The following is a 19,009-nucleotide window of genomic DNA, read 5'->3' as shown; positions in this document are numbered from 1 at the left end:
CTCTCATTACCCATTGCTCATTACCATTACTCATCATTCAGCGTATACGTTCTGAAATTCAGCATTTTTACCTTTCCTGAATCTAAAAGAAAGATCAGGTTTTCTAAAATATTGTTTTTAGAATGATAGTTAAGCTGAACAGAAAGATCTTCAATGGTAGACGGTTTTTTGGCAAGAAGATTGATGATCTGCTGAGAAATATTTTTTCCGAAAATCGACTGTTTATTTTTTTCGCAGACAGAACATTGTCCGCAGTTCTTCGTGTTTTTTTCTCCGAAATAAGCGAGAATAAGTTTCATTTTACAGTAATCCTTGTTTTCTATAAAAAATTTAATCTCTTCCCATTTCTGGATTTTATTTTTCTGAATATGTTCAAACAGTTTCCAATAAGCTGAATTGATGGCTCTCTCATCCCGCGGCTTTAAAAATTTAATGCTGGAAAGGGCTCCGTCTACATATTCGAGGTAATTTTTCTGCTGAAGTTCCTTCAGTCGTTCTTTAATCAGAGGAATGCTTACACCTATTTTATTACTTACCTGTTGCTCGCTGAACATCACTTTGTGGGTCGTAATTCCGGATACCGTACGTAGCAGAAGCTCTATGAAATAAGCCTCTTTCTGTGGCAGCTGGTCTATTTCCTCTGCATTGAAGAGAAGTTCCAGTGAAGAAAGGCTCTTATTGTCATTATGATAAATGATTTCCTGATTGTGCAGAAAGTTAAGAACATTGCTGATCTTTGCTTTCGAAAGTCTTGTGAAATTCTGTATCCCTTGAATATTCAGCTGGAAAACCTTTTCCGGCAGTTCAAATTCAGCAACCTGAAAAATAGAGTAGAGGTAGGTGATGATTTTTAAGAATTCAGCTTTATTGGGGGTTTGGTTCTTTAAAATGTCATCGAAATTGAGCAATTCCTGTTTGTTCCAGAGAAGAAAGGCAAAGCTGTCCTTGCCATCCCTTCCGGCTCTTCCGATCTCCTGATAATAATTTTCCAGCGAAGGAGCAGGGGAGTAATGGATTACAAACCGTACATTATCCTTGTCTATTCCCATACCAAATGCATTTGTGGATATCAGGACATGATTGTCGCTGGTATTCCAGAGAGATTGGCGTGTATTTTTCTCTTTTGTTGTTAAACCAGCGTGGAAATAATCTACATTTTTCACCTGGTTTTTTTTGAGAAATTCTGCCAGCATTTCTGCATCTTTCCGGGTTCTTACATAAACAATTCCCGAATCATTATTATGCTTTAAAATATCAAAAACCCGTTGAAACTTATCAGATACTTCATCCATAAAGATCCTGATATTTTCCCTTTTAAAGCTTTTCTGGAATACAGAAGGTTTTTTCAGTTCCAGTTTATTTTTGATTTCTTCCAGTACTTTCGGAGTGGCGGTGGCAGTTAAAGCCAGGCATGGAGTTTTTGGATGATTTTTCCTGAATTCTTTAATATTCTGGTAACTCGGTCGGAAATCCTGGCCCCATTCTGAAATACAGTGTGCTTCATCTACCGCGATAAATGAAAGCTGAATTTCTTCAATGTTCTGTAAAAACTGGGTATTGGTAAGTCTTTCCGGAGAAATATATAAAAGTTTTGTGAGGCCGTCTTTGCAACGGTCGTAAATGGCTTCTGCATCATATTCATCCAGTTCGGAGGACAAATATTCTGCTTCAATGCCACGATGTTTCAGCTGGCTTACCTGATCTTTCATCAAAGCAAGAAGAGGAGAGATAATCAGGCATGTTCCTTCTTTCAATAGGGCTGGAAGCTGGTAGCATAGAGATTTCCCGGCTCCTGTTGGAAGAAGAACGAGTGTGTCTTTTTCATTGATAACAGCGTCAATGATTTCTTCCTGAGAATCTCTGAAACCATCATAGCCCCAAAAATATTTTAGGGTGTCGAATTTTAATTTTTGGAAGTCCTGCTGAGAAATCATAGGGTAAAAATAATAAAAGTATTACAACAAAAAAAGCCGTGCATGGCACGGCTTTGATATATGAGCTGATAATTTGTATTATTTAGCTTCGAAGTATACTCTTCTGTTTGCTCTGTTTTTCCATTCAGGGCATTTAGTAGCTGGTTCACACTCAGGATATTTAAGGTCTTTTTCACCTTTTCCTACAGCGTTGATTTTTCCAGACTGAACTCCGTTTTTAATTAAATAGCTCTTAACGTTATTAGCTCTTCTTTCAGAAAGTTTTTGGTTGTAAGCATCAGTACCTCTTGTATCTGTTGCACCAATTACACTGTAAGAACCAGTTGAAGAGTTGATGTAATTTACGGCATTGTTCAGGATAGGCGTGTTTGAAGGTAAAATTCTGTCAGAATTTAAATCAAACTCAATTCCTTCAAGCTTAGTTTCTGTTTCTACTACAGGTCCTGTAGTTGTTGTAGGACATCCGTTGTTTTCTACAGGTCCCGGAACAGTTACACACTTATCGTAAAGATCGATCACTCCGTCAAGATCCGTATCAAGAGCGACTCCGGCACCATCTACTCTCGCTCCTGCAGGAGTGTCAAGCTGTCTGTCCCAATCGTCACAAACTCCGTCGTTATCAGCATCTCCTTTTTTACATACTTCTATATCCTGGTTTTTGTTAGCCAGAACATCAAGCTTGTAATAGATTTCCTGAAGCGGGTCGTGCCACATTAAATGAGACTCGTGTTTTCCTAATTTCAGGGAAATACCTAAAGTAGCATTGAAGAAGTTGTCAGATACCTGCTCTTCACGTTTGTTGATTGCACTGTATTTGTCTCCACCACCATCGAATTCATCATCTCCAGTTACTACATACATTAAACGTCCTTCAAGATCAATTCTTCTGTTGATTTTATACTTTAAACCGGCACCGGCCTGCATAAACAGAGATCCTAATTTGAAAGGCTTCACTTCAGTAGCCAGTCTTTGTCCGTTAATATCTTTCTGATAAGCTTTGTAAGCAATGGTACCAATACCTGCATATCCATGAAGTGCCCATCTGTAAGGAGAATGATTGTCAACTCTTCTTAAAAGGTTAGAGAAGTTGATGTCTCCCAATAAAGAGATTGCGTCATACTGAGTTCTTGCCCCTACAGCTTTCGCATCGGGAGCAGCATCTTTAGTATTGAACCACCCCTGTCTTGTTTCACCTCTGTCATACTGTAATTTTAAACCGAAAGCGTGAGTGATTGCTTTGTCGATACTTACATAAGCAGAGTATCCGAAAAGGTTTTTACCATTACCATTCTTGATAGAAGTCAAATCTGCAGACTGAATCAGTGGTACACCAGCACCTGCTGAAATAGACCAGTCGTTGAATCTTTTTGACTGATTGGTAAATGGGGAAACATTGGCAGAACCGGAAGAAAATGTATTCGGATATTCTCCATTTGAAACTGCCGTTGAGTCTTGCGCGTAGCTTACTGCGGGAATTGCCATAGCTAATGCAACAATTGCTAAACTTAATTTCATAGTGTTATTTTTTTAAGTTAATTTAAATGATTTTATTTTTTAAATAATTTATTTTTAATAATTTCTTCAAAATAGTGCCGATATAAACACTCCTTCACGTACATACTATCTGAAAAATAAGATAAAGGTAGGTAAAATATTCGGTAGTAGAAAAAATAACCGAAAAGAAATGCTCTTTTCGGTTAATAGTTGTTTAAGAATTACTTTTTCTTCTTTCGGGAAGATGCTTTTTTTACTGGTTTTTTTACAGGTGAATCTTCGTAATCTTTCTTCTTGATAGAATCCCATTCCGAACTTTCTATAAATCTTACCGTAACTTTTCTGTCTGCTAATCTTTCAGCATCAGATGCTGTTGCAGGAACTACAGCTTCCGCCGAACCTACACCTTTAGATTTTAATGCATTCAGACTAACCCCTCTGTTCTCCAGAGCACCTACTACAGCCGCTGCTCTTTCTCTTGAAAGCTTTAAGTTGTAAGCAGCGTTTCCTTTAATATCAGTGTGGCCTGTCAGTAAATAGTTACCTCCTTTTTCTTTGATGATTTTTGCTGCCAGATCCAGTTTATCATTAGATTCAGGTCTGATAGTTGCTTTGTTGAAGTTGAAGTAAATATCTTTAAGATTTTGTTCTATTTCTACAGCTGTCTGATTGTTGTCTACTTTTTTCACAATCGGACATCCGTTGTTTTCTACAGGTCCCGGAACAGTTACACATTTATCATTAAGATCAATCACTCCATCAAGGTCTGTATCAAGAGCAACTCCGGCTCCATCCACTCTTGCTCCTGCAGGAGTGTCAAGCTGTCTGTCCCAATCGTCACAAACTCCGTCGTTATCAGCATCTCCTTTTTTACATACTTCTATATCCTGCTTTTTGTTAGCCAGAACATCAAGTTTGTAATAGATTTCCTGAAGCGGGTCGTGCCACATCAAATGAGATTCGTGCTTTCCTAATTTCAGGGAAATACCTAAAGTAGCATTGAAGAAGTTGTCAGATACCTGCTCTTCACGTTTGTTGATCGCGCTGTACTTTTCACCACCGCCATCGAATTCATCATCTCCTGTTACCACATACATTAAACGTCCTTCAAGATCAATTCTTCTGTTGATTTTATACTTTACCCCGGCACCGGCCTGCATAAACATAGAACCAAGTTTGAAAGGTTTTACTTCAGTAGCTAATATTTGTCCTTTGATGTCTTTTTGGTATGCTCTGTAAGCAATGGTACCAATACCGGCATATCCGTGAATTGCCCATCTGTAAGGAGAATGATTGTCAACTCTTCTTAAAAGGTTAGAGAAGTTGATGTCTCCCAATAAAGAGATTGCGTCATACTGAGTTCTTGCCCCTACAGCTTTCGCATCGGGAGCAGCATCTTTAGTATTGAACCACCCCTGTCTTGTTTCACCTCTGTCATACTGTAATTTTAAACCGAAAGCGTGAGTGATTGCTTTGTCTTTTTTATACTTACATAAGCAGAGTATCCGAAAAGGTTTTTACCATTACCATTCTTGATAGAAGTCAAATCTGCAGACTGAATCAGTGGTACACCAGCACCTGCTGAAATAGACCAGTCGTTGAATCTTTTTGACTGATTGGTAAATGGGGAAACATTGGCAGAACCGGAAGAAAATGTGTTAGGGTATTCTCCGGATGAAACTGCCGTTGAGTCTTGCGCATAGCTAACGAAGGGAATCGCCAGTGCTAATGCAGCAACAGCTAAATTTAATTTCATCATGTATTTATGTATTAAAAATTTTTTTTCTTCAATTGAAGAAAGCAGTCTTTCAACTGCTTTTCATTGTATTATTTAGTTGGGCATCCGTTGTTTTCTACAGGTCCCGGAACAGTCACACATTTATCATATAAATCTATAACACCGTCAAGGTCCATATCTAAAGCAACACCAGCTCCGTCTACTCTTGCGCCTGCAGGAGTATCAAGCTGTCTGTCCCAATCGTCACAAACTCCGTCATTATCAGCATCACCTTTTTCACATACAACAAGATCTGTAGTTGCATTTTCTAAGACGCTTGTTCTGTAGTAGGCTTCCTGAAGTGGATCATGCCATGCTAAATGAGATAGATGTTTTCCTAGTTTGAAAGTAACCCCTAAGTTTACAGTCCATGCATTATCAGATCTTGAATCGCTGATCATGTTATATTTTGAACCTGGAGTAGCAGGGTCGTAATCGTTTGGATCAGCCCATCCGCCGCCATCAAATTCATCATCACCACTCACGATGTACATGGTTCTTGCTTCAATATCAATAAGTTTGGAAACTTTATATTTCAATCCTACACCGAATTGGTAGAAAAGAGAATTAATGTCGAAATCTTGTTTGATAAACAAAGGAACTCTTTTAGGACTATCACTCCATCTGAATTCATTACCATCATGAAGAGATGTGTTGTAACCTTGGAAACCAAGTCCTGCATAACCATGGAAAGCCCATCTGTATGGAGAATGATTATCAACTCTTCTCAATAAATTTGAAAAGTTTACGTCTCCCATCAATGCAAGCTGGTTATATTTGGTAGTGGCTGTTCCAACACCTGCCATAGCTCCTGCTGCTCCTTCCAACATTGCTTTCTGTTTTGTTTCTCCTCTCTGATAGATAAGGCTCAATCCGAAAACGTGTGTAATCTGCTTGTCAATACTTACGTAAGCATTATACCCCCAGTTTACTTTTTTGTCATAAAAAGAGGTAAGATCAGAATGCGCCATAAAAGCAGCACCTCCACCAACGGAAATAGACCAGTCATTGAAGCGTCTGGCTTTGTTGTCAAAACGTTGTACATTAGCGGAACCTGAAGAGAAGGTATTAGGATACTCACTAGAAGAGTTTACCGTGGTACTGTCCTGGGCATAAGCCGCGATAGGCAGTGTAGCCAATAATAATAAACCTAATTTCATATATGTTTTTTATGTTTTATTTAGATAAAATCCTTCAATAATATTTTAGAAAAATCTCTTTCAAACAAATGTTTTTGATGAGGTATTTCCAATCTTTCTGATTTGAAATTCAAACCGTTATATGTAATGATATCAATATCTATTATTCTATCGCTATAGCCTCCAGATGATTTTGAATCATTAATTCTTCCCATCTCAACTTCTATGTTTTTAATAAAATCAAGCAGTTGAATAGGAGAAAGATGCGTGAATATTATTGATGCAATATTACAAAAAATATTAGAACTGACAAATTCTACAGGTTCAGTTATCAAAAAATCGCTGGTTAGTGAAATTTCATTTCCTCCTTCACGGATTTTTTGTAAAGCGAGCTCTAAATTTTTTTTTTGGTCTCCAAGGTTACTTCCGAGTAACAAAACCACCCTATGTTGCGACATATTAGAAAATTGATTGATTTATGAGAAGTTTCTTTAAAAATGTATTGGCAAATATAGTGGCTATTGTCCTATTATGTGCCGTATTTTTCGTCTTTTTCATTATGATGATGGTGTTCAGCTCTATGGGGAATAACCAATCTGTTGCCGTGAAAAAAAATTCTGTTCTGACGATTAATTTAAAGACTAATATAATAGACAGTCCCACTGAAGAGGAAGTAGGGTTGTTTAATATCAGCGACAAAAGTAAAAGCGTTCTTTTGTATGACGTTCTGGAAGCGATTGAAAAAGCTAAAACCGACGACAATATTAAAGGAATAAGCATTGAAGCTGATGATTTTCATGCCGGAATGACTCAAATTGATGATATCCGAAATGCAATTGAAGATTTTAAGAAGAGTGGAAAATTTGTATATGCTTACGGAAATGGGGTATCACAGTCTGCTTATTATTTAGGATCTGTAGCAGATCAGTATTATTTGAACCCTTCAGGAATGATAGAGCTGAAAGGTCTGGCAACTGAAGTGGCCTTTTTTAAAGATTTTGCAGATAAATACGGTATCGGGATTGAAGTAATCAGACATGGAAAATTCAAATCGGCGGTAGAGCCTTTTCTTAGAAATGATATTTCTCCGGAAAACAAAGAGCAGCTGAGTACGCTCCTTAATGATATCTGGAAAAATACTTCAACTAAAATGGCCGTTTCCAGAAAAATTGATACCGCTCAGTTTAAAGTGGTCGTAGACAGCCTGTATGGAATGATTCCTGAACTAGGATTAAAATATAAATTAGCGGATAAACTGATTCAGAAAACAGAGTATGACCAAATCATAAAATCTAAACTGAGTCTTAAAGAAAAAGAAAAACTGAACAAGGTTTCTTTGGCAGGCTATATCAGTTCTTATGCAGACGAAGACAAATCGGGAGAAAAAGTAGCTGTACTGTATGCTTCAGGAGGAATTAATAACGGAGACGGATATAATGAAATCTATTCTGAAAAATATGTAAAATATATCAAAGATCTTCAGGATGACGATAAAGTGAAAGCGGTTGTTTTCAGAATCAATTCGCCGGGTGGAAGTGCCAATGCATCAGATGAAATTTTATTTGAACTTCAGCAGCTGAAAAAGAAAAAGCCCCTTGTAGTTTCTTTTGGAGATTATGCAGCTTCAGGAGGCTATTATATTGCTATGGCAGCCGATAAAATTTACTCAGAGCCTAATACGCTTACAGGATCAATCGGAGTTTTCGGGGTAATTCCTTATTATAAAGATATTGCGAATAAAAACGGGATCCGCTCAGATATTGTGGCTACCAATGCCAATTCACAGTATTATTCTGCTTTGAACGGAGTTACACCTTACGGAGTAAACCTGATTACAAGAAGTGTAGAGGGAACGTATAAAAGATTCGTGCATTTCGTAACACAGAACAGAAAGCAGACTTTCGAGCAGATAGATAATGTAGGAGGAGGAAGAGTATGGAGTGGTGTACGTGCCAAGCAGATTGGCCTTGTAGACGAATTGGGAACGCTGAATGACGCTGTAAAGTTTGCCGCTCAGAAAGCAGGTTTGAAATCTTATCATGTAACCGGATATCCTAAAAAGATGACTCCTTTCGAGCAGATTTTCAAAGATCTGAATGAGGAAGATATTTCTGCAAGAATCATTAAAAATAAAATAGGGAAGGCCAATTATGAAATTCTTCAGCAGATTACGAATGAGAAACTAAAATCTGAAGTGAAGATGGAAATGCCTTACCAGATTAAGATCGACTAAACAAACTCAACTAAATTATATTGTACAAAAAATCCCGGGACTGAATTTCAGCGCCGGGATTTTATTTTTTATCTGTCCGTGTTAGCTTTTCTTTGTAGCCATTCCGTAGATCCAGAGAACAATTAAAGCGCCTCCGATAGCCAGAATCCAACTTCTTGGGTTCCAGAATGAAGTAACGTCTCCCCAGTGCAGGATGTAAACTCCTATTGCACCACCCACGAAAGCTCCTACAATTCCCAATATGATTGTAATCAGCCAGCCGCCTCCCTGGCTACCCGGCATAATCATTTTTGCGATGGCTCCAGCCAGTAGTCCGAAAATAATCCATGTTAAAATTCCCATAGTTGCAAATTTTTTAAATGTTAATATATATTGATTTGTTTACTAAGTTAAGGGAAAACATGATATGAATCATCTTTTCTTGAAAAATGAGTCAACAAATTCCGTACCATTGAAAAGCTGAAGGTCCTGCATCTTTTCTCCTACACCAATATATTTTACCGGAATCTGGAACTGATCTGATATACCTATTACCACACCACCTTTGGCTGTTCCGTCCAGTTTGGTTACGGCTAAAGCGTTTACTTCCGTAGCTGCTGTAAACTGTTTGGCCTGTTCGAATGCATTCTGTCCCGTAGAACCGTCCAGAACCAGAAGGATCTCATGAGGAGCATCAGGAATCACCTTCTGCATTACTCTTTTAATCTTGGAAAGCTCATTCATCAGGTTGATTTTATTGTGAAGCCTTCCAGCCGTATCAATAATCACCACATCTGCATTTTGTGCAGCAGCACTCTGAACGGTATCAAAAGCTACAGAAGCCGGGTCTGATCCCATCTCCTGTTTTACAATAGGAACACCCACTCTTTCACTCCATATAGTAAGCTGGTCTACCGCTGCGGCCCTGAAGGTATCTGCGGCACCCAAAACTACTTTTTTCCCTTCGGATTTGAACTGGTGAGCCAGTTTTCCGATGGTTGTAGTCTTTCCTACACCATTCACACCTACTACCATAATAACGTATGGCTTTTTGGAAGTATCTATATTTCCTGTCCCTGCATGAGGATTTTCAAGAAGCAGTCCTGAGATCTCTTCACGTAGAATATCGTCAAGTTCGCTTACCCCTACGTATTTATCGCGGGCTACACGCTCTTCAATTCTTTCTATGATTTTAATGGTTGTAGAAGCACCTACATCGGATGCAATCAGTATTTCTTCCAGGTTGTCCAGTACTTCATCGTCTACTTTGCTTTTACCGACTACGGCCTTCGTCATTTTTTCAAAGAAACCCTGGCTGGATTTTTCCAGACCTTTGTCTAAAGTTTCTTTTTCTTCTTTTTTAAAAATATTTTTAAACCAACTCATAGTTCATTCTTATTTGTTTTTTATAACTGCCGTAGCTTCTACTTCTATCAGTACATCATCTCTGAAGAGACGGCTTACTTCCACAAGGCTGCTCACGGGAGGATTTTGAAGGTTGATATACAGATCACGGACTTTTCTAAAATCCGGTGTTTTGGAAATATCGGTGATAAAGATTCCCAGTTTTATAATATCTTTTCCTGTTGCTCCGTATGCTTTCAGGATACTTTCTATGTTTTTAAAAACCTGTACCGTCTGTTTTTCGACATCGTTTCCAACAATATTTCCGGCGGCATCCAGCGGAACCTGCCCGGAGAGTAAGATCATTTTGGAAGGTCCACAGTCAATACTGGTTGATTGTGAAAGCCCTTTAATGGTAAAAACTTCCGGCGAGTTTTTATATTCTATATTGCTCATCTTTTTCTGACCGAATGACAGTAGAAATAGTTCTGTGAAAACCAGAATAAAAATCTTTTTCATATTAATACATATTTGATTGATTAATAATCCGGTGAACAAAGATAACAAAAAAACTACCCAAAATATAAGTGGTTTTTTAGATTGTCTATAAAGGAATAATGATTTTTAATAGGAGTCTGCCTTTTTATAATCAACACCGGCATTTTCATTGTGTTTTTATGGGTATTCCCGAAGATTAAAGTTCCACTTCATCACCAAGCCTTGCGATATTAAAACCGTTTTTTAAAACCTGTCGGCTCTGTTCACTGTCAGTACGCAGGATTTTATTGGTGTGATTAAAATGGATAAAGAAAACTTTTTTCTTTTCTTTCGGGGATAAGTTTTTGAAAAGCTCCATACTTTCTATAACGAAGGGATGGGGGATGTCTGCCATATTTCTGTTTCCTATTTCTTCTGCATCGTAAAACGTGGCGTCCAGAAAAGCATAGTCTACGTTTTTAATATATTCTGTAATGCTGTGTTTCCACTTATTCCACTTATCAATGTCCGGGATAAAGAGTGCTTTCTTATGAGGCCCTTTAATGATATAGCCTACTGTTTCTGAGTATTCATCGCGGTGGGGCACCTGTACAGGAGTTACTTCTAAATTGGTACTGAGCTTTACAGGAGTTTCATTCTGCATCTCCTGTAGAGTAATATTGTTGAGTTTCACCAGCTGAGACCAGGGTCCGTTAGTTTCAAAAAAAACTTTAAGCTTAGGCATTGTATATACCGGAACGTTTTTAGAATTCATAGCTTCTTTTCCTAAATACATCAATCCTGTATAGTGACCAATATGAGCGTGGGTAATGAATACACCATCCGGGGCTGTTTTTTCAGGGATGCCTAAACTTGCCTGCAGCAACTGAACCTGTTGGGTGAAGTCCGGGGTAGCATCAAAAATATAGGTTTTCTGTAAGTTGTAATCTGCTACGCCTATGGAAGCTACTTTTCTATCCTGTTGAGGATGTTTCCAGAGATCTGCACAACATTCCTTTGTACAGCCGATCTGTGGTGAACCAGCATCCTGCACGTTTCCTAATACAATAAGTTTTACCCCTTTTGCGGATAAATTTTTATTTTGAACAGTTTGTGATTGATAAGTCTGGCAGGTGACCATCATACCCAGCAACAGAGTGAACATCTGTTTCATTTTCTTATATTTTTTAAGAAACGAAGATATACAAAAAAACTACCCAAAAAATGAGTAGTTTTTTTTATATTGTAAATAAAGCGGAGATTATTTCTTCAAATAACCGTCTACTTCGTCTGCATTCATTACTTTTTCTTCGAAAACGTAAGCACCTGACTTAGATGACTTAACCATTTTCACCACTTTAGTCATTTTTTTTGACTGTCCGCTTTGTAGGGTTGCTACTACTTTCTTTGCCATGGTAAATTATATTTATAAATTACTTGATTTCTTTGTGAAGGGTAGATCTTTTAAGAACAGGATTGTACTTTTTAAGCTCTAATCTCTCTGTAGTGTTCTTTTTATTCTTAGTAGAAATGTATCTTGACATTCCTGGCATTCCGCTCTCTTTGTGCTCTGTACATTCAAGGATTACTTGAACTCTATTTCCTTTTTTTGCCATGATTTATTAATTCTTTTTAATCAATCCGTTTCTAGTAGCTCTTTCAATAGCTTCCTCGATTCCAATCTTGTTAATCACTCTCAATCCATGAGCTGATACTTTCAGTGTTACGTGCTTATCTTGCTCCGGAAGGTAAAATTTCTTCTCTAATAAGTTAATTTCAAAACGACGCTTCGTTTTGTTATTAGCGTGAGAAACGTTGTTACCAACCATTGCACGCTTTCCTGTTATTTGGCAAATTCTTGACATATCTCGATGTTCTTATTTGTATAATATTTGAGAGTGCAAAATAACGAAGAATTTTTTAGATAGACAAATCTTTTGGAAAATATTTGCAAATAACTGGTTGATTAATAATCATGATTTTTTAAAATAAAATAAATCCTAAAACGGGCTCAGGCAAGTGACTGATATATTTCATGTACAATTTCAGCCCGGAGAAAATCTGAATACAGTATCTTTGTTTTTAATTAATCTAAATAAAAATAAAATGAAGAGGATTTGTATTCTTTTATCTATGCTTCCTGTAGGGCTGATGGCTCAGGACTATTCTGAAATCCAGACTGGTATGAAAAATTTTTATTACGGTGCCGCTGATGCTGCAGATATGGATGGCGATGGAAAGCTGGATGTAGTGATCAACGGAGCGATTGACAGTGATGGAGATGGAAGCTCGGATGTCTCTTTTAACGAAGTATACAAAAATGACGGGACTTCTCTGGTGCCTTATGCTAACCTCGGAGTTGATGCAACCCATCTGGGAGATATCAAATTCATGGATTTTAATAATGATGGTCTTCTGGATATTATTTCCACAGGATTAAGCTATAATGACATAGTTAATTATAAACACTACAGATTCCGCAATACAGGAACCGGCTTCGTAAAGGATGCAGATCTTGCCGGAAAAATTTACGGATCTCTGGAAGCTTTTGATTTCAATAACGATGGTAAGCTGGATTATGCTATCAACGGAACGCAGTATGTGGATGGAGTTGGCTTTGTAAACAATCTGGATTTTTACAAAAATATCGGAACCGATTTCGAATATTTCAGAGAATGGATGCCGGGAACCCAAAACGGAAGCTTTAAGTTGGTAGACCTTAATAATGATAACCTTTTGGATCTTATTGTTTTAGGCGTAGCGGCTAATGATGTTCCTACGGGGAAAGTCTATCTGAATCAGGGCGGAACTCTAACATTTTCGCAGGATCTGGCTTCCCTGACAAGCGGGAAAATGGATTTTGCAGATTTTAATGCGGACGGTTACCAGGATATCGTTATTTCCGGGGCTGATAATAACTATGTTGGGTACTTCGCTGTTCTGATGAATGATGGAACAGGTCACCTGAATGCACAGCAGATTAATGTTCCCGAGATTGCCGACCCGGCTGTAACAACGGGTGATTTGAATAATGACGGTTATTATGATTTTATTGTTTCCGGAAATGATGAAAATCATGATGCTGTTGTAAAAGCGTTTTTATACAATCCTTCAACTCAAACTTTTACTGAAAATATACTTACAGGACTGCATAATTTAGGAGGTCCGGGTTTTGTGAATTTATTTGACTTTGACAATAACCACCGTCTGGATGTTTTATTGGCCGGATTTGATTGGGCAGATCCGGGCCTACCTTCACTTACCAAAATTTTCAAAAATACTTCTCCTGAAGTTAATCTGAAACCCGTACCTCCAACAGTCCTTAATGTTACTAAGACCGGAAACCGTTTTAAATTTTCATGGAGCGGCGCCTCTGATGATAAAACCCCGGTCAATGCTTTACGCTACGAAATCACAGTAGGTTCTACTCCCGGAGCAGCCAATATTGCTAAATATGTAGTAACAACACCTTCATGGTTCCTGGATCTTGATCCTTCCATCCAAAATGTGTATTGGAGTGTGAAATCAATAGATGCTTCAAAGGCATTTTCTGATGCTTCTGTTCAAAATACATTAAGCACACGGGATGTAGCTGTTAAGAGCCAGATTTCAATTTATCCGAATCCTGCTTCCGAGAAAGTATTCATTAAAGGAGAAAAAGTGTCTGATGTTGAAATGTATTCTATGGATGGCAGAAAGCTGAATGTTGTTTTAAATAACGACCAGTCTGTCAATGTATCTCAGATTCCGAAAGGAGTTTATATGCTGAAACTGAAAATTAAAAACGAGATAACTACTCACAAACTCATGATTAAATAATACTGAGACGTTCTATTAGTTAGTGAAAAAGCCAGCCGTCCAGCTGGCTTTTCTTTGTTTTATGCTGAACCACCCCGTCAAAAATTCTTTGAATTTTCGCCACCCCCTCCAGCGGAGTGGAATGTTTGGTGGGCCAATCACTATTGGTAATTGTACCTAATTATCTTAGACTTATTGTACGCATTAAAAATCTCTGATTTTTTTTAAACTTGTGTGGTCTTTTCGCATTCAGCATTTAACTTAAAAAACTAAAATACTCAAAAAGCTTTTGTGACTTTTGTGGTTGAAATTTTTTAACCACGGATTTCACAGGTGTACACAGATGTTTGCGGATAGTATTGGGGTCAATAATGGGTGTTGTTTATCTCAAAAAAAATTATGATTTCTTCATTTTGCTTCTGAACTTTTCAATTAAAAAGTAAAACAGCAAAAATCCTAGTGAGAAAATAGAGAATCTCGATAAAATATCTCCGGCTCTTGTGTAGAAAGTCATGGTTTCATACAGATTCACTTTTGCAAACAGAGTGGTCTGGTCACCGTAGAAAGTATCGGCGGTCACTTCTCCTTTTGCATTGATGTGCGCTGAAATACCGCTGTTGGCAGCACGGGCAATTTCTCTTCGGCTTTCAATGGCTCTCAGTTTTGCATAAGATAGAAGCTGTTTGTGTCCTTCGGTTACGCCCCACCAGGAATCGTTGGTCATGATACCGAAGAAATTAGCTCCTTTTTTTACGTATTCCGTAGTAAATTCACCATAGATGCTTTCGTAGCAGATGATGGGTGCCATGCGGCCTTTGTTGTAAGGATTTGAAAATGATTTTCTTTCTTTATCAACTCCTAAAGAAGCAACCGTTCCGCCCAGATTTATCATAGCATCTCCCAAAAGAGGTTTTAAAACACTCATATAGGGGAAGATTTCTACACCGGGAACCAGTTTTCCTTTATGGTATACCTGAACTTTTTCCTGGGGTGCAATCTGAATAGCGGTATTGTAACTTTCAACCCAAAGTTCGGGATTGATTTGGTAAGCTTCTTTCGGAATATTTTCCTGATTTTTATAGAAACGGTGTGAAGAAATTCCTGTTGCAAAAACAGATCCGGGATGTTTTGATAAGAATCCTTTGATGTTATTTAAAAGCAGACTTTTTTCAAAAGCGGTCTCCGAGATAGATCCTCTTCCCGGAAGTGCCGTTTCCGGAGCAATATAATAATCAATTTTTCCTTTTGAATTATTTTCTGCTAAACTTAAAAGATCGTTTTCAATGGTAAGGCTGTCTTTGGAATATTTTTCAGCATATGGATCAAGATCGGGCTGCAGCATCAGAACATTGACCTGTCCGGAAGGTTTTTCATCGAAATTATTGTATTTGACTAATGAAATAATCATCGGAAGAACGATTAAAGCAGCTACAATAGAAGTGTTTTTGATAAGGTCTTTCCTTTTTCTTCCGGCTTCCCAGATTCTTAAAGTATAGAAAATTAAAACATTGATGAGCAATATCCAGAAGCTTCCGCCGGTAGCTCCCAGGGTGTCATACCATTGTATAAGTTTAGGATAATCTGAAAATACATTTCCCAGATTCAGCCATGGCCATGTGAGTTCCCAGTTCAGGTGGAATTTTTCGAAACTCATCCATATGGCGATCAGGAATGCTAAGCCCCAATAAGTTCCCTGAGCATTTTTGTACCAATGATAACATTGGAATACAAGTGAATACAGAAGAGAATTGACAAGTACGGGGAATACAACGGCCATCATAGAGTGGCTTCCGTCTGGGTTTTTAGATCCGTAAAGCCATCCGGTGGTCACAATATTCCAGATCACAAAACAAAGGTAGGAAAGCCCAAAAACCATCCAGCTTTTTCTTTTGTAAGTGGAAAATTTAGATATTCCGTGTTCCATCATCAAAAGAGGAACAAGAGCAAAAAATATGAAGAACGGAACTCCGTAAGTTGGCCAGGAAACAGACAGCAGCATTGCTGAAATAAGGGTAAGTAAGATGTATTTCATTGAAACAAAATATAATGCAAAAATAAGGTTTGTAAGAAGAAACTCAAAGGCAAAAAGAATTATTAAAACGTTAATTTTTCAAAGCCATATCCTTGAGTCCCCAATCCTGAATCGTCATAAGTACAGGCATAAAAGTTTTTCCGTATTCTGTAAGTTTGTATTCTACTCTTGGCGGAATTTCTGCGTAAATGGTTCTTTCGATAATTTCATCTTCTTCCATTTCTCTCAACTGATTGACGAGCATTTGTTTGCTGATCATCGGGATAGCTTTCTGAAGAAGGCTGAAACGGTTTACATCAATGCTTATCCCATACATAATAACGGTTTTCCATTTTCCACCCACTTTATTGTAAAAATGGGTAACCGGGCAGTTGTTGGGATTGAATTCTTTATTTTTTCTTTTATTTTCCATTGGTCTAAAAAAATATACTAGATCCAATAAATAAGACTAGTATGGTTTATCATACAAATGTAATAACTTCGTGGATATAAAAACAACAAAATATGAACAATAAAGAATTGGTACTAGAGGCTATTACAGCCGTATTTGTGAACCGGGATATTACCGCATTCGATCAGTATTTCAGCGATAATTATATTCAACATAACCCAGGTATTCCTAATGGGACTGATGTTTTGAAACAGTTTGTCCCTACACTTCCTGAAAACTTTAATTATGAACCCGGAATTCTTACGGAAAACGGAAATATTGTAATGATTCATGGAAGGTATGAAAACTGGAACGGCAAAAATATGATTGCAGTAGACATCTTTAAGGTAGAGAATGGAAAAATTACGGAGCACTGGGATGTCATGCAGGAAGAAGTGACTGCTGAAAATTCTGCGAATGGAAATGCCATGTTCCCAATTCAATAAGTTGAAAATAAAATAAATAGTATGTTGGAGCAGATCAAACAAAATTCGCTGGGAAATTGGGAAAGTATGGCTGTAGAAGTTCGACCGGGTTCTTTCAGGAATGAGGACGGAACTTTAAAACCGTTTTATTTAAAAAGATCGTTTACTTTTCTTCCGGAAAACCAATTTGAACTGGAGATTATCAATTATGCAGATCCTTATGCAAATGTTCCTTTAGCTAAAATGCTTATAGGCGGGCGCATAGAGTGGCAGGGTACACATTCTGTTGCGGAAGGAGCGTATAAGGCAGATTTTATTGCAGATGAATTTTATGAGGTGATGCCGTTATATCAGGGGTTTGCAGATCTTTTGAATACCGCAGCCAAAGAGGGTTTTGAACACTGGGAAACCGGAAAATCACAAAGTATTTTAAAGAAAAAATTCCTTCCTTTTGGTTTGGCAGAAGGTCAGATTTTTAAAGAATATGATCTGATTTATATTTTTAATGATATGATGTTCTGGGGAGCAAGGCATGTAGACGGCAGAGGTTTCGATACGGAAGAAAACAGACCTGCAAACCTGCAGATTCCGATGGTCCGGAAATAATCAAAGGATACATATATAAAAAGAGAGCCGGAATGACTCTCTTTTTTATGCTCTGTAATTTTTTGAATATCTGAATTAAATCAACGTCCGGTTTCATGTTTTTGAATAAATTTGTAGCTGATGTTAAAGAAATTATACAAACTCCTGATTGTCCCGTATACCTTATTTCTGCTTTACCTAATGTTTTTGGGAATGGGCAGGTTTCAGTATGAAGATAACCTGATTACTGTAGAACCCATCTTGTCTACCATACAGTTTATTCATAATACAATCGGGTGGAAAGATATTGTAATCATTGTTTTGGGAAACATCATCATGTTTATTCCTTTTGGCTTTCTGGGCTGGATTTTTCCTCAGCTTAAAGAGTTGAAAATCCTACTGTATACCTTTGTTTCTTCAATTGTTATCGTTGAAGCTCTTCAGTATTTTACACGAATGGGCATATTTGAAGTAGACGATATTCTCCTTAATACCTTCGGGGTTTGTCTGGGGTGGCTGTTCCGTAGATTTATAGAAAAAAGGTTTAGCCATTTAGTTCTTTAGCCCGCTTTTCTGCATTTAAAATTCCGCTTTTTAAAATCTCTTTAAAACGGTTGTCTTCAAATGTTTTTAAGGCAGCTTCCGTAGTTCCGCCTTTGGAAGCGACATCCTTGATCAGGTCTTCAAGACTTTTTTCAGAATTGTTAATCAGGTGATACGCTCCCAGCATGGTCTGCTGTACAAAAAGTTTAGACAGATTTTCTTCGATACCCATTTCTACGCCTGCTTTTATCATGGCGTCCACAATATAATAGAAATAGGCCGGTCCGCTTCCGGAAAGTGCGGTAACGCCGTCCAGAAGATCTTCGTTTTCAAGATAAACAGACCTTCCCGTGCTGTTCAATAATCTTTCAATACTGATCAGCTGGCTGAAAGAAATACCTTCGGCAGCAGTGTAACCCGTAATTCCCATTCCCAGAAGAGTAGGAGAGTTCGGCATAGCTCTCACCACAAGCGGATGGTTCAGGAGGTTTTGAATTTTTTCAATCTTAATTCCGGCCATAATAGACAGAATCATCTGGTTTTCCCTGATTGTAAATTCGAAATTCTGAGTAAAATGCTGGAAGTCCTGGGGCTTTACAGCAATAATGATAAGATCAGCATCCAGTTCTTTGGTTTCTTCAAACGTAGAAATTCTGGATTTGGGAAACTCTTCTGCTATTTTGGATATTTTAGACTCGCTTCGTGTGATCAGATGAAGATGCTCCGGTTTGATCAGCTCATATTTTAAAAATGATTTTGAAAAAGAAAGCCCCATATTACCGGCTCCGAGAATAGCTATTTTCATATTTGCTTGTGTTT

At 37.8% G+C, this 19,009-nt stretch carries 19 protein-coding genes and 1 pseudogene; 5 read left to right on the top strand and 15 right to left on the bottom strand.

Annotation, left to right across the window (positions count from 1 at the left end; genetic code table 11):
* Window positions 1–26 precede the first annotated feature (26 nt).
* The 5 genes and pseudogenes from ACM46_RS07755 to folK all read right to left on the bottom strand — a co-directional run bounded on the left by ACM46_RS07755 (window position 27) and on the right by folK (window position 6,802).
* Window positions 27–1,934: a RecQ family ATP-dependent DNA helicase gene (locus ACM46_RS07755; protein ID WP_048506050.1), complete on the bottom strand. Its 1,908-nt coding sequence runs from the start codon at window positions 1,932–1,934 to the stop codon at window positions 27–29.
* Between the two features lie 78 nt (window positions 1,935–2,012).
* Complete coding sequence (locus ACM46_RS07750; protein ID WP_048506049.1) at window positions 2,013–3,449, bottom strand: OmpA family protein; 1,437 nt, start codon at window positions 3,447–3,449, stop codon at window positions 2,013–2,015.
* 200 nt (window positions 3,450–3,649) lie between these two features.
* Window positions 3,650–5,184: pseudogene (locus ACM46_RS07745) on the bottom strand (OmpA family protein).
* 71 nt (window positions 5,185–5,255) lie between these two features.
* Window positions 5,256–6,365 (bottom strand): outer membrane beta-barrel protein, encoded by a 1,110-nt coding sequence (locus ACM46_RS07740; protein ID WP_048506048.1) that lies wholly within the window; start codon window positions 6,363–6,365, stop codon window positions 5,256–5,258.
* A 20-nt stretch (window positions 6,366–6,385) separates the two neighbouring features.
* Entirely contained in the window at window positions 6,386–6,802 is a 417-nt protein-coding gene (folK, locus tag ACM46_RS07735; protein WP_048506047.1) for a 2-amino-4-hydroxy-6-hydroxymethyldihydropteridine diphosphokinase, read from the bottom strand.
* Between the two features lie 20 nt (window positions 6,803–6,822).
* Between folK and sppA the strand changes: the two genes are divergently transcribed.
* On the top strand, window positions 6,823–8,577 hold the full coding sequence (sppA, locus tag ACM46_RS07730; protein ID WP_048506046.1) for a signal peptide peptidase SppA: 1,755 nt from the start codon (window positions 6,823–6,825) through the stop codon (window positions 8,575–8,577).
* Window positions 8,578–8,658: 81 nt separating this feature from the next.
* Here sppA and ACM46_RS07725 read toward each other — a convergent pair whose 3' ends face one another.
* From ACM46_RS07725 to rpmB, 7 genes are all read right to left on the bottom strand, one after another.
* Complete coding sequence (locus ACM46_RS07725) at window positions 8,659–8,919, bottom strand: GlsB/YeaQ/YmgE family stress response membrane protein (RefSeq protein ID WP_048506045.1); 261 nt, start codon at window positions 8,917–8,919, stop codon at window positions 8,659–8,661.
* 69 nt (window positions 8,920–8,988) lie between these two features.
* Window positions 8,989–9,942, bottom strand: a complete 954-nt coding sequence (gene ftsY, locus ACM46_RS07720) for a signal recognition particle-docking protein FtsY (RefSeq protein ID WP_048506044.1) — start codon at window positions 9,940–9,942, stop codon at window positions 8,989–8,991.
* Window positions 9,943–9,951: 9 nt separating this feature from the next.
* Window positions 9,952–10,419 (bottom strand): RidA family protein, encoded by a 468-nt coding sequence (locus ACM46_RS07715; protein ID WP_048506167.1) that lies wholly within the window; start codon window positions 10,417–10,419, stop codon window positions 9,952–9,954.
* Between the two features lie 175 nt (window positions 10,420–10,594).
* Window positions 10,595–11,551, bottom strand: a complete 957-nt coding sequence (locus ACM46_RS07710; protein ID WP_048506043.1) for an MBL fold metallo-hydrolase — start codon at window positions 11,549–11,551, stop codon at window positions 10,595–10,597.
* Between the two features lie 87 nt (window positions 11,552–11,638).
* A complete protein-coding gene (locus tag ACM46_RS22940) occupies window positions 11,639–11,791 on the bottom strand; it encodes a DUF4295 domain-containing protein (protein WP_002976755.1) in 153 nt (50 codons plus the stop codon).
* 19 nt (window positions 11,792–11,810) lie between these two features.
* Window positions 11,811–11,993, bottom strand: coding sequence for a 50S ribosomal protein L33 (rpmG, locus tag ACM46_RS07705; protein WP_027373683.1), 183 nt, complete (start codon window positions 11,991–11,993; stop codon window positions 11,811–11,813).
* Window positions 11,994–11,999: 6 nt separating this feature from the next.
* On the bottom strand, window positions 12,000–12,242 hold the full coding sequence (gene rpmB / locus ACM46_RS07700) for a 50S ribosomal protein L28 (RefSeq protein ID WP_002976757.1): 243 nt from the start codon (window positions 12,240–12,242) through the stop codon (window positions 12,000–12,002).
* Between the two features lie 241 nt (window positions 12,243–12,483).
* Between rpmB and ACM46_RS07695 the strand changes: the two genes are divergently transcribed.
* Window positions 12,484–14,196, top strand: a complete 1,713-nt coding sequence (locus ACM46_RS07695) for a T9SS type A sorting domain-containing protein (protein ID WP_048506166.1) — start codon at window positions 12,484–12,486, stop codon at window positions 14,194–14,196.
* Between the two features lie 376 nt (window positions 14,197–14,572).
* Here the strand turns inward: ACM46_RS07695 and lnt are convergent, their stop codons facing one another.
* Window positions 14,573–16,207: an apolipoprotein N-acyltransferase gene (gene lnt, locus ACM46_RS07690; RefSeq protein ID WP_048506042.1), complete on the bottom strand. Its 1,635-nt coding sequence runs from the start codon at window positions 16,205–16,207 to the stop codon at window positions 14,573–14,575.
* A 70-nt stretch (window positions 16,208–16,277) separates the two neighbouring features.
* Complete coding sequence (locus ACM46_RS07685) at window positions 16,278–16,619, bottom strand: winged helix-turn-helix transcriptional regulator (RefSeq protein WP_048506041.1); 342 nt, start codon at window positions 16,617–16,619, stop codon at window positions 16,278–16,280.
* 92 nt (window positions 16,620–16,711) lie between these two features.
* Here ACM46_RS07685 and ACM46_RS07680 point away from each other — a divergent pair, with 92 nt between their 5' ends.
* From ACM46_RS07680 to ACM46_RS07670, 3 genes are all read left to right on the top strand, one after another.
* Window positions 16,712–17,083, top strand: a complete 372-nt coding sequence (locus ACM46_RS07680; RefSeq protein ID WP_048506040.1) for a nuclear transport factor 2 family protein — start codon at window positions 16,712–16,714, stop codon at window positions 17,081–17,083.
* A 21-nt stretch (window positions 17,084–17,104) separates the two neighbouring features.
* A complete protein-coding gene (locus tag ACM46_RS07675) occupies window positions 17,105–17,668 on the top strand; it encodes a hypothetical protein (protein WP_048506039.1) in 564 nt (187 codons plus the stop codon).
* A 120-nt stretch (window positions 17,669–17,788) separates the two neighbouring features.
* Window positions 17,789–18,211, top strand: coding sequence for a VanZ family protein (locus ACM46_RS07670; protein ID WP_048506038.1), 423 nt, complete (start codon window positions 17,789–17,791; stop codon window positions 18,209–18,211).
* Here the strand turns inward: ACM46_RS07670 and proC are convergent.
* On the bottom strand, window positions 18,192–18,995 hold the full coding sequence (proC, locus tag ACM46_RS07665; protein WP_048506037.1) for a pyrroline-5-carboxylate reductase: 804 nt from the start codon (window positions 18,993–18,995) through the stop codon (window positions 18,192–18,194). The two genes, ACM46_RS07670 and proC, sit on opposite strands and share 20 nt — an antisense overlap.
* Window positions 18,996–19,009: the final 14 nt, after the last annotated feature.

Source organism: Chryseobacterium angstadtii (assembly GCF_001045465.1).
Classification (GTDB): domain Bacteria; phylum Bacteroidota; class Bacteroidia; order Flavobacteriales; family Weeksellaceae; genus Chryseobacterium; species Chryseobacterium angstadtii.
The sequence above is the reverse complement of the archived record's forward strand: the minus strand, read 5'-3'. Positions and strand labels throughout refer to the sequence as shown.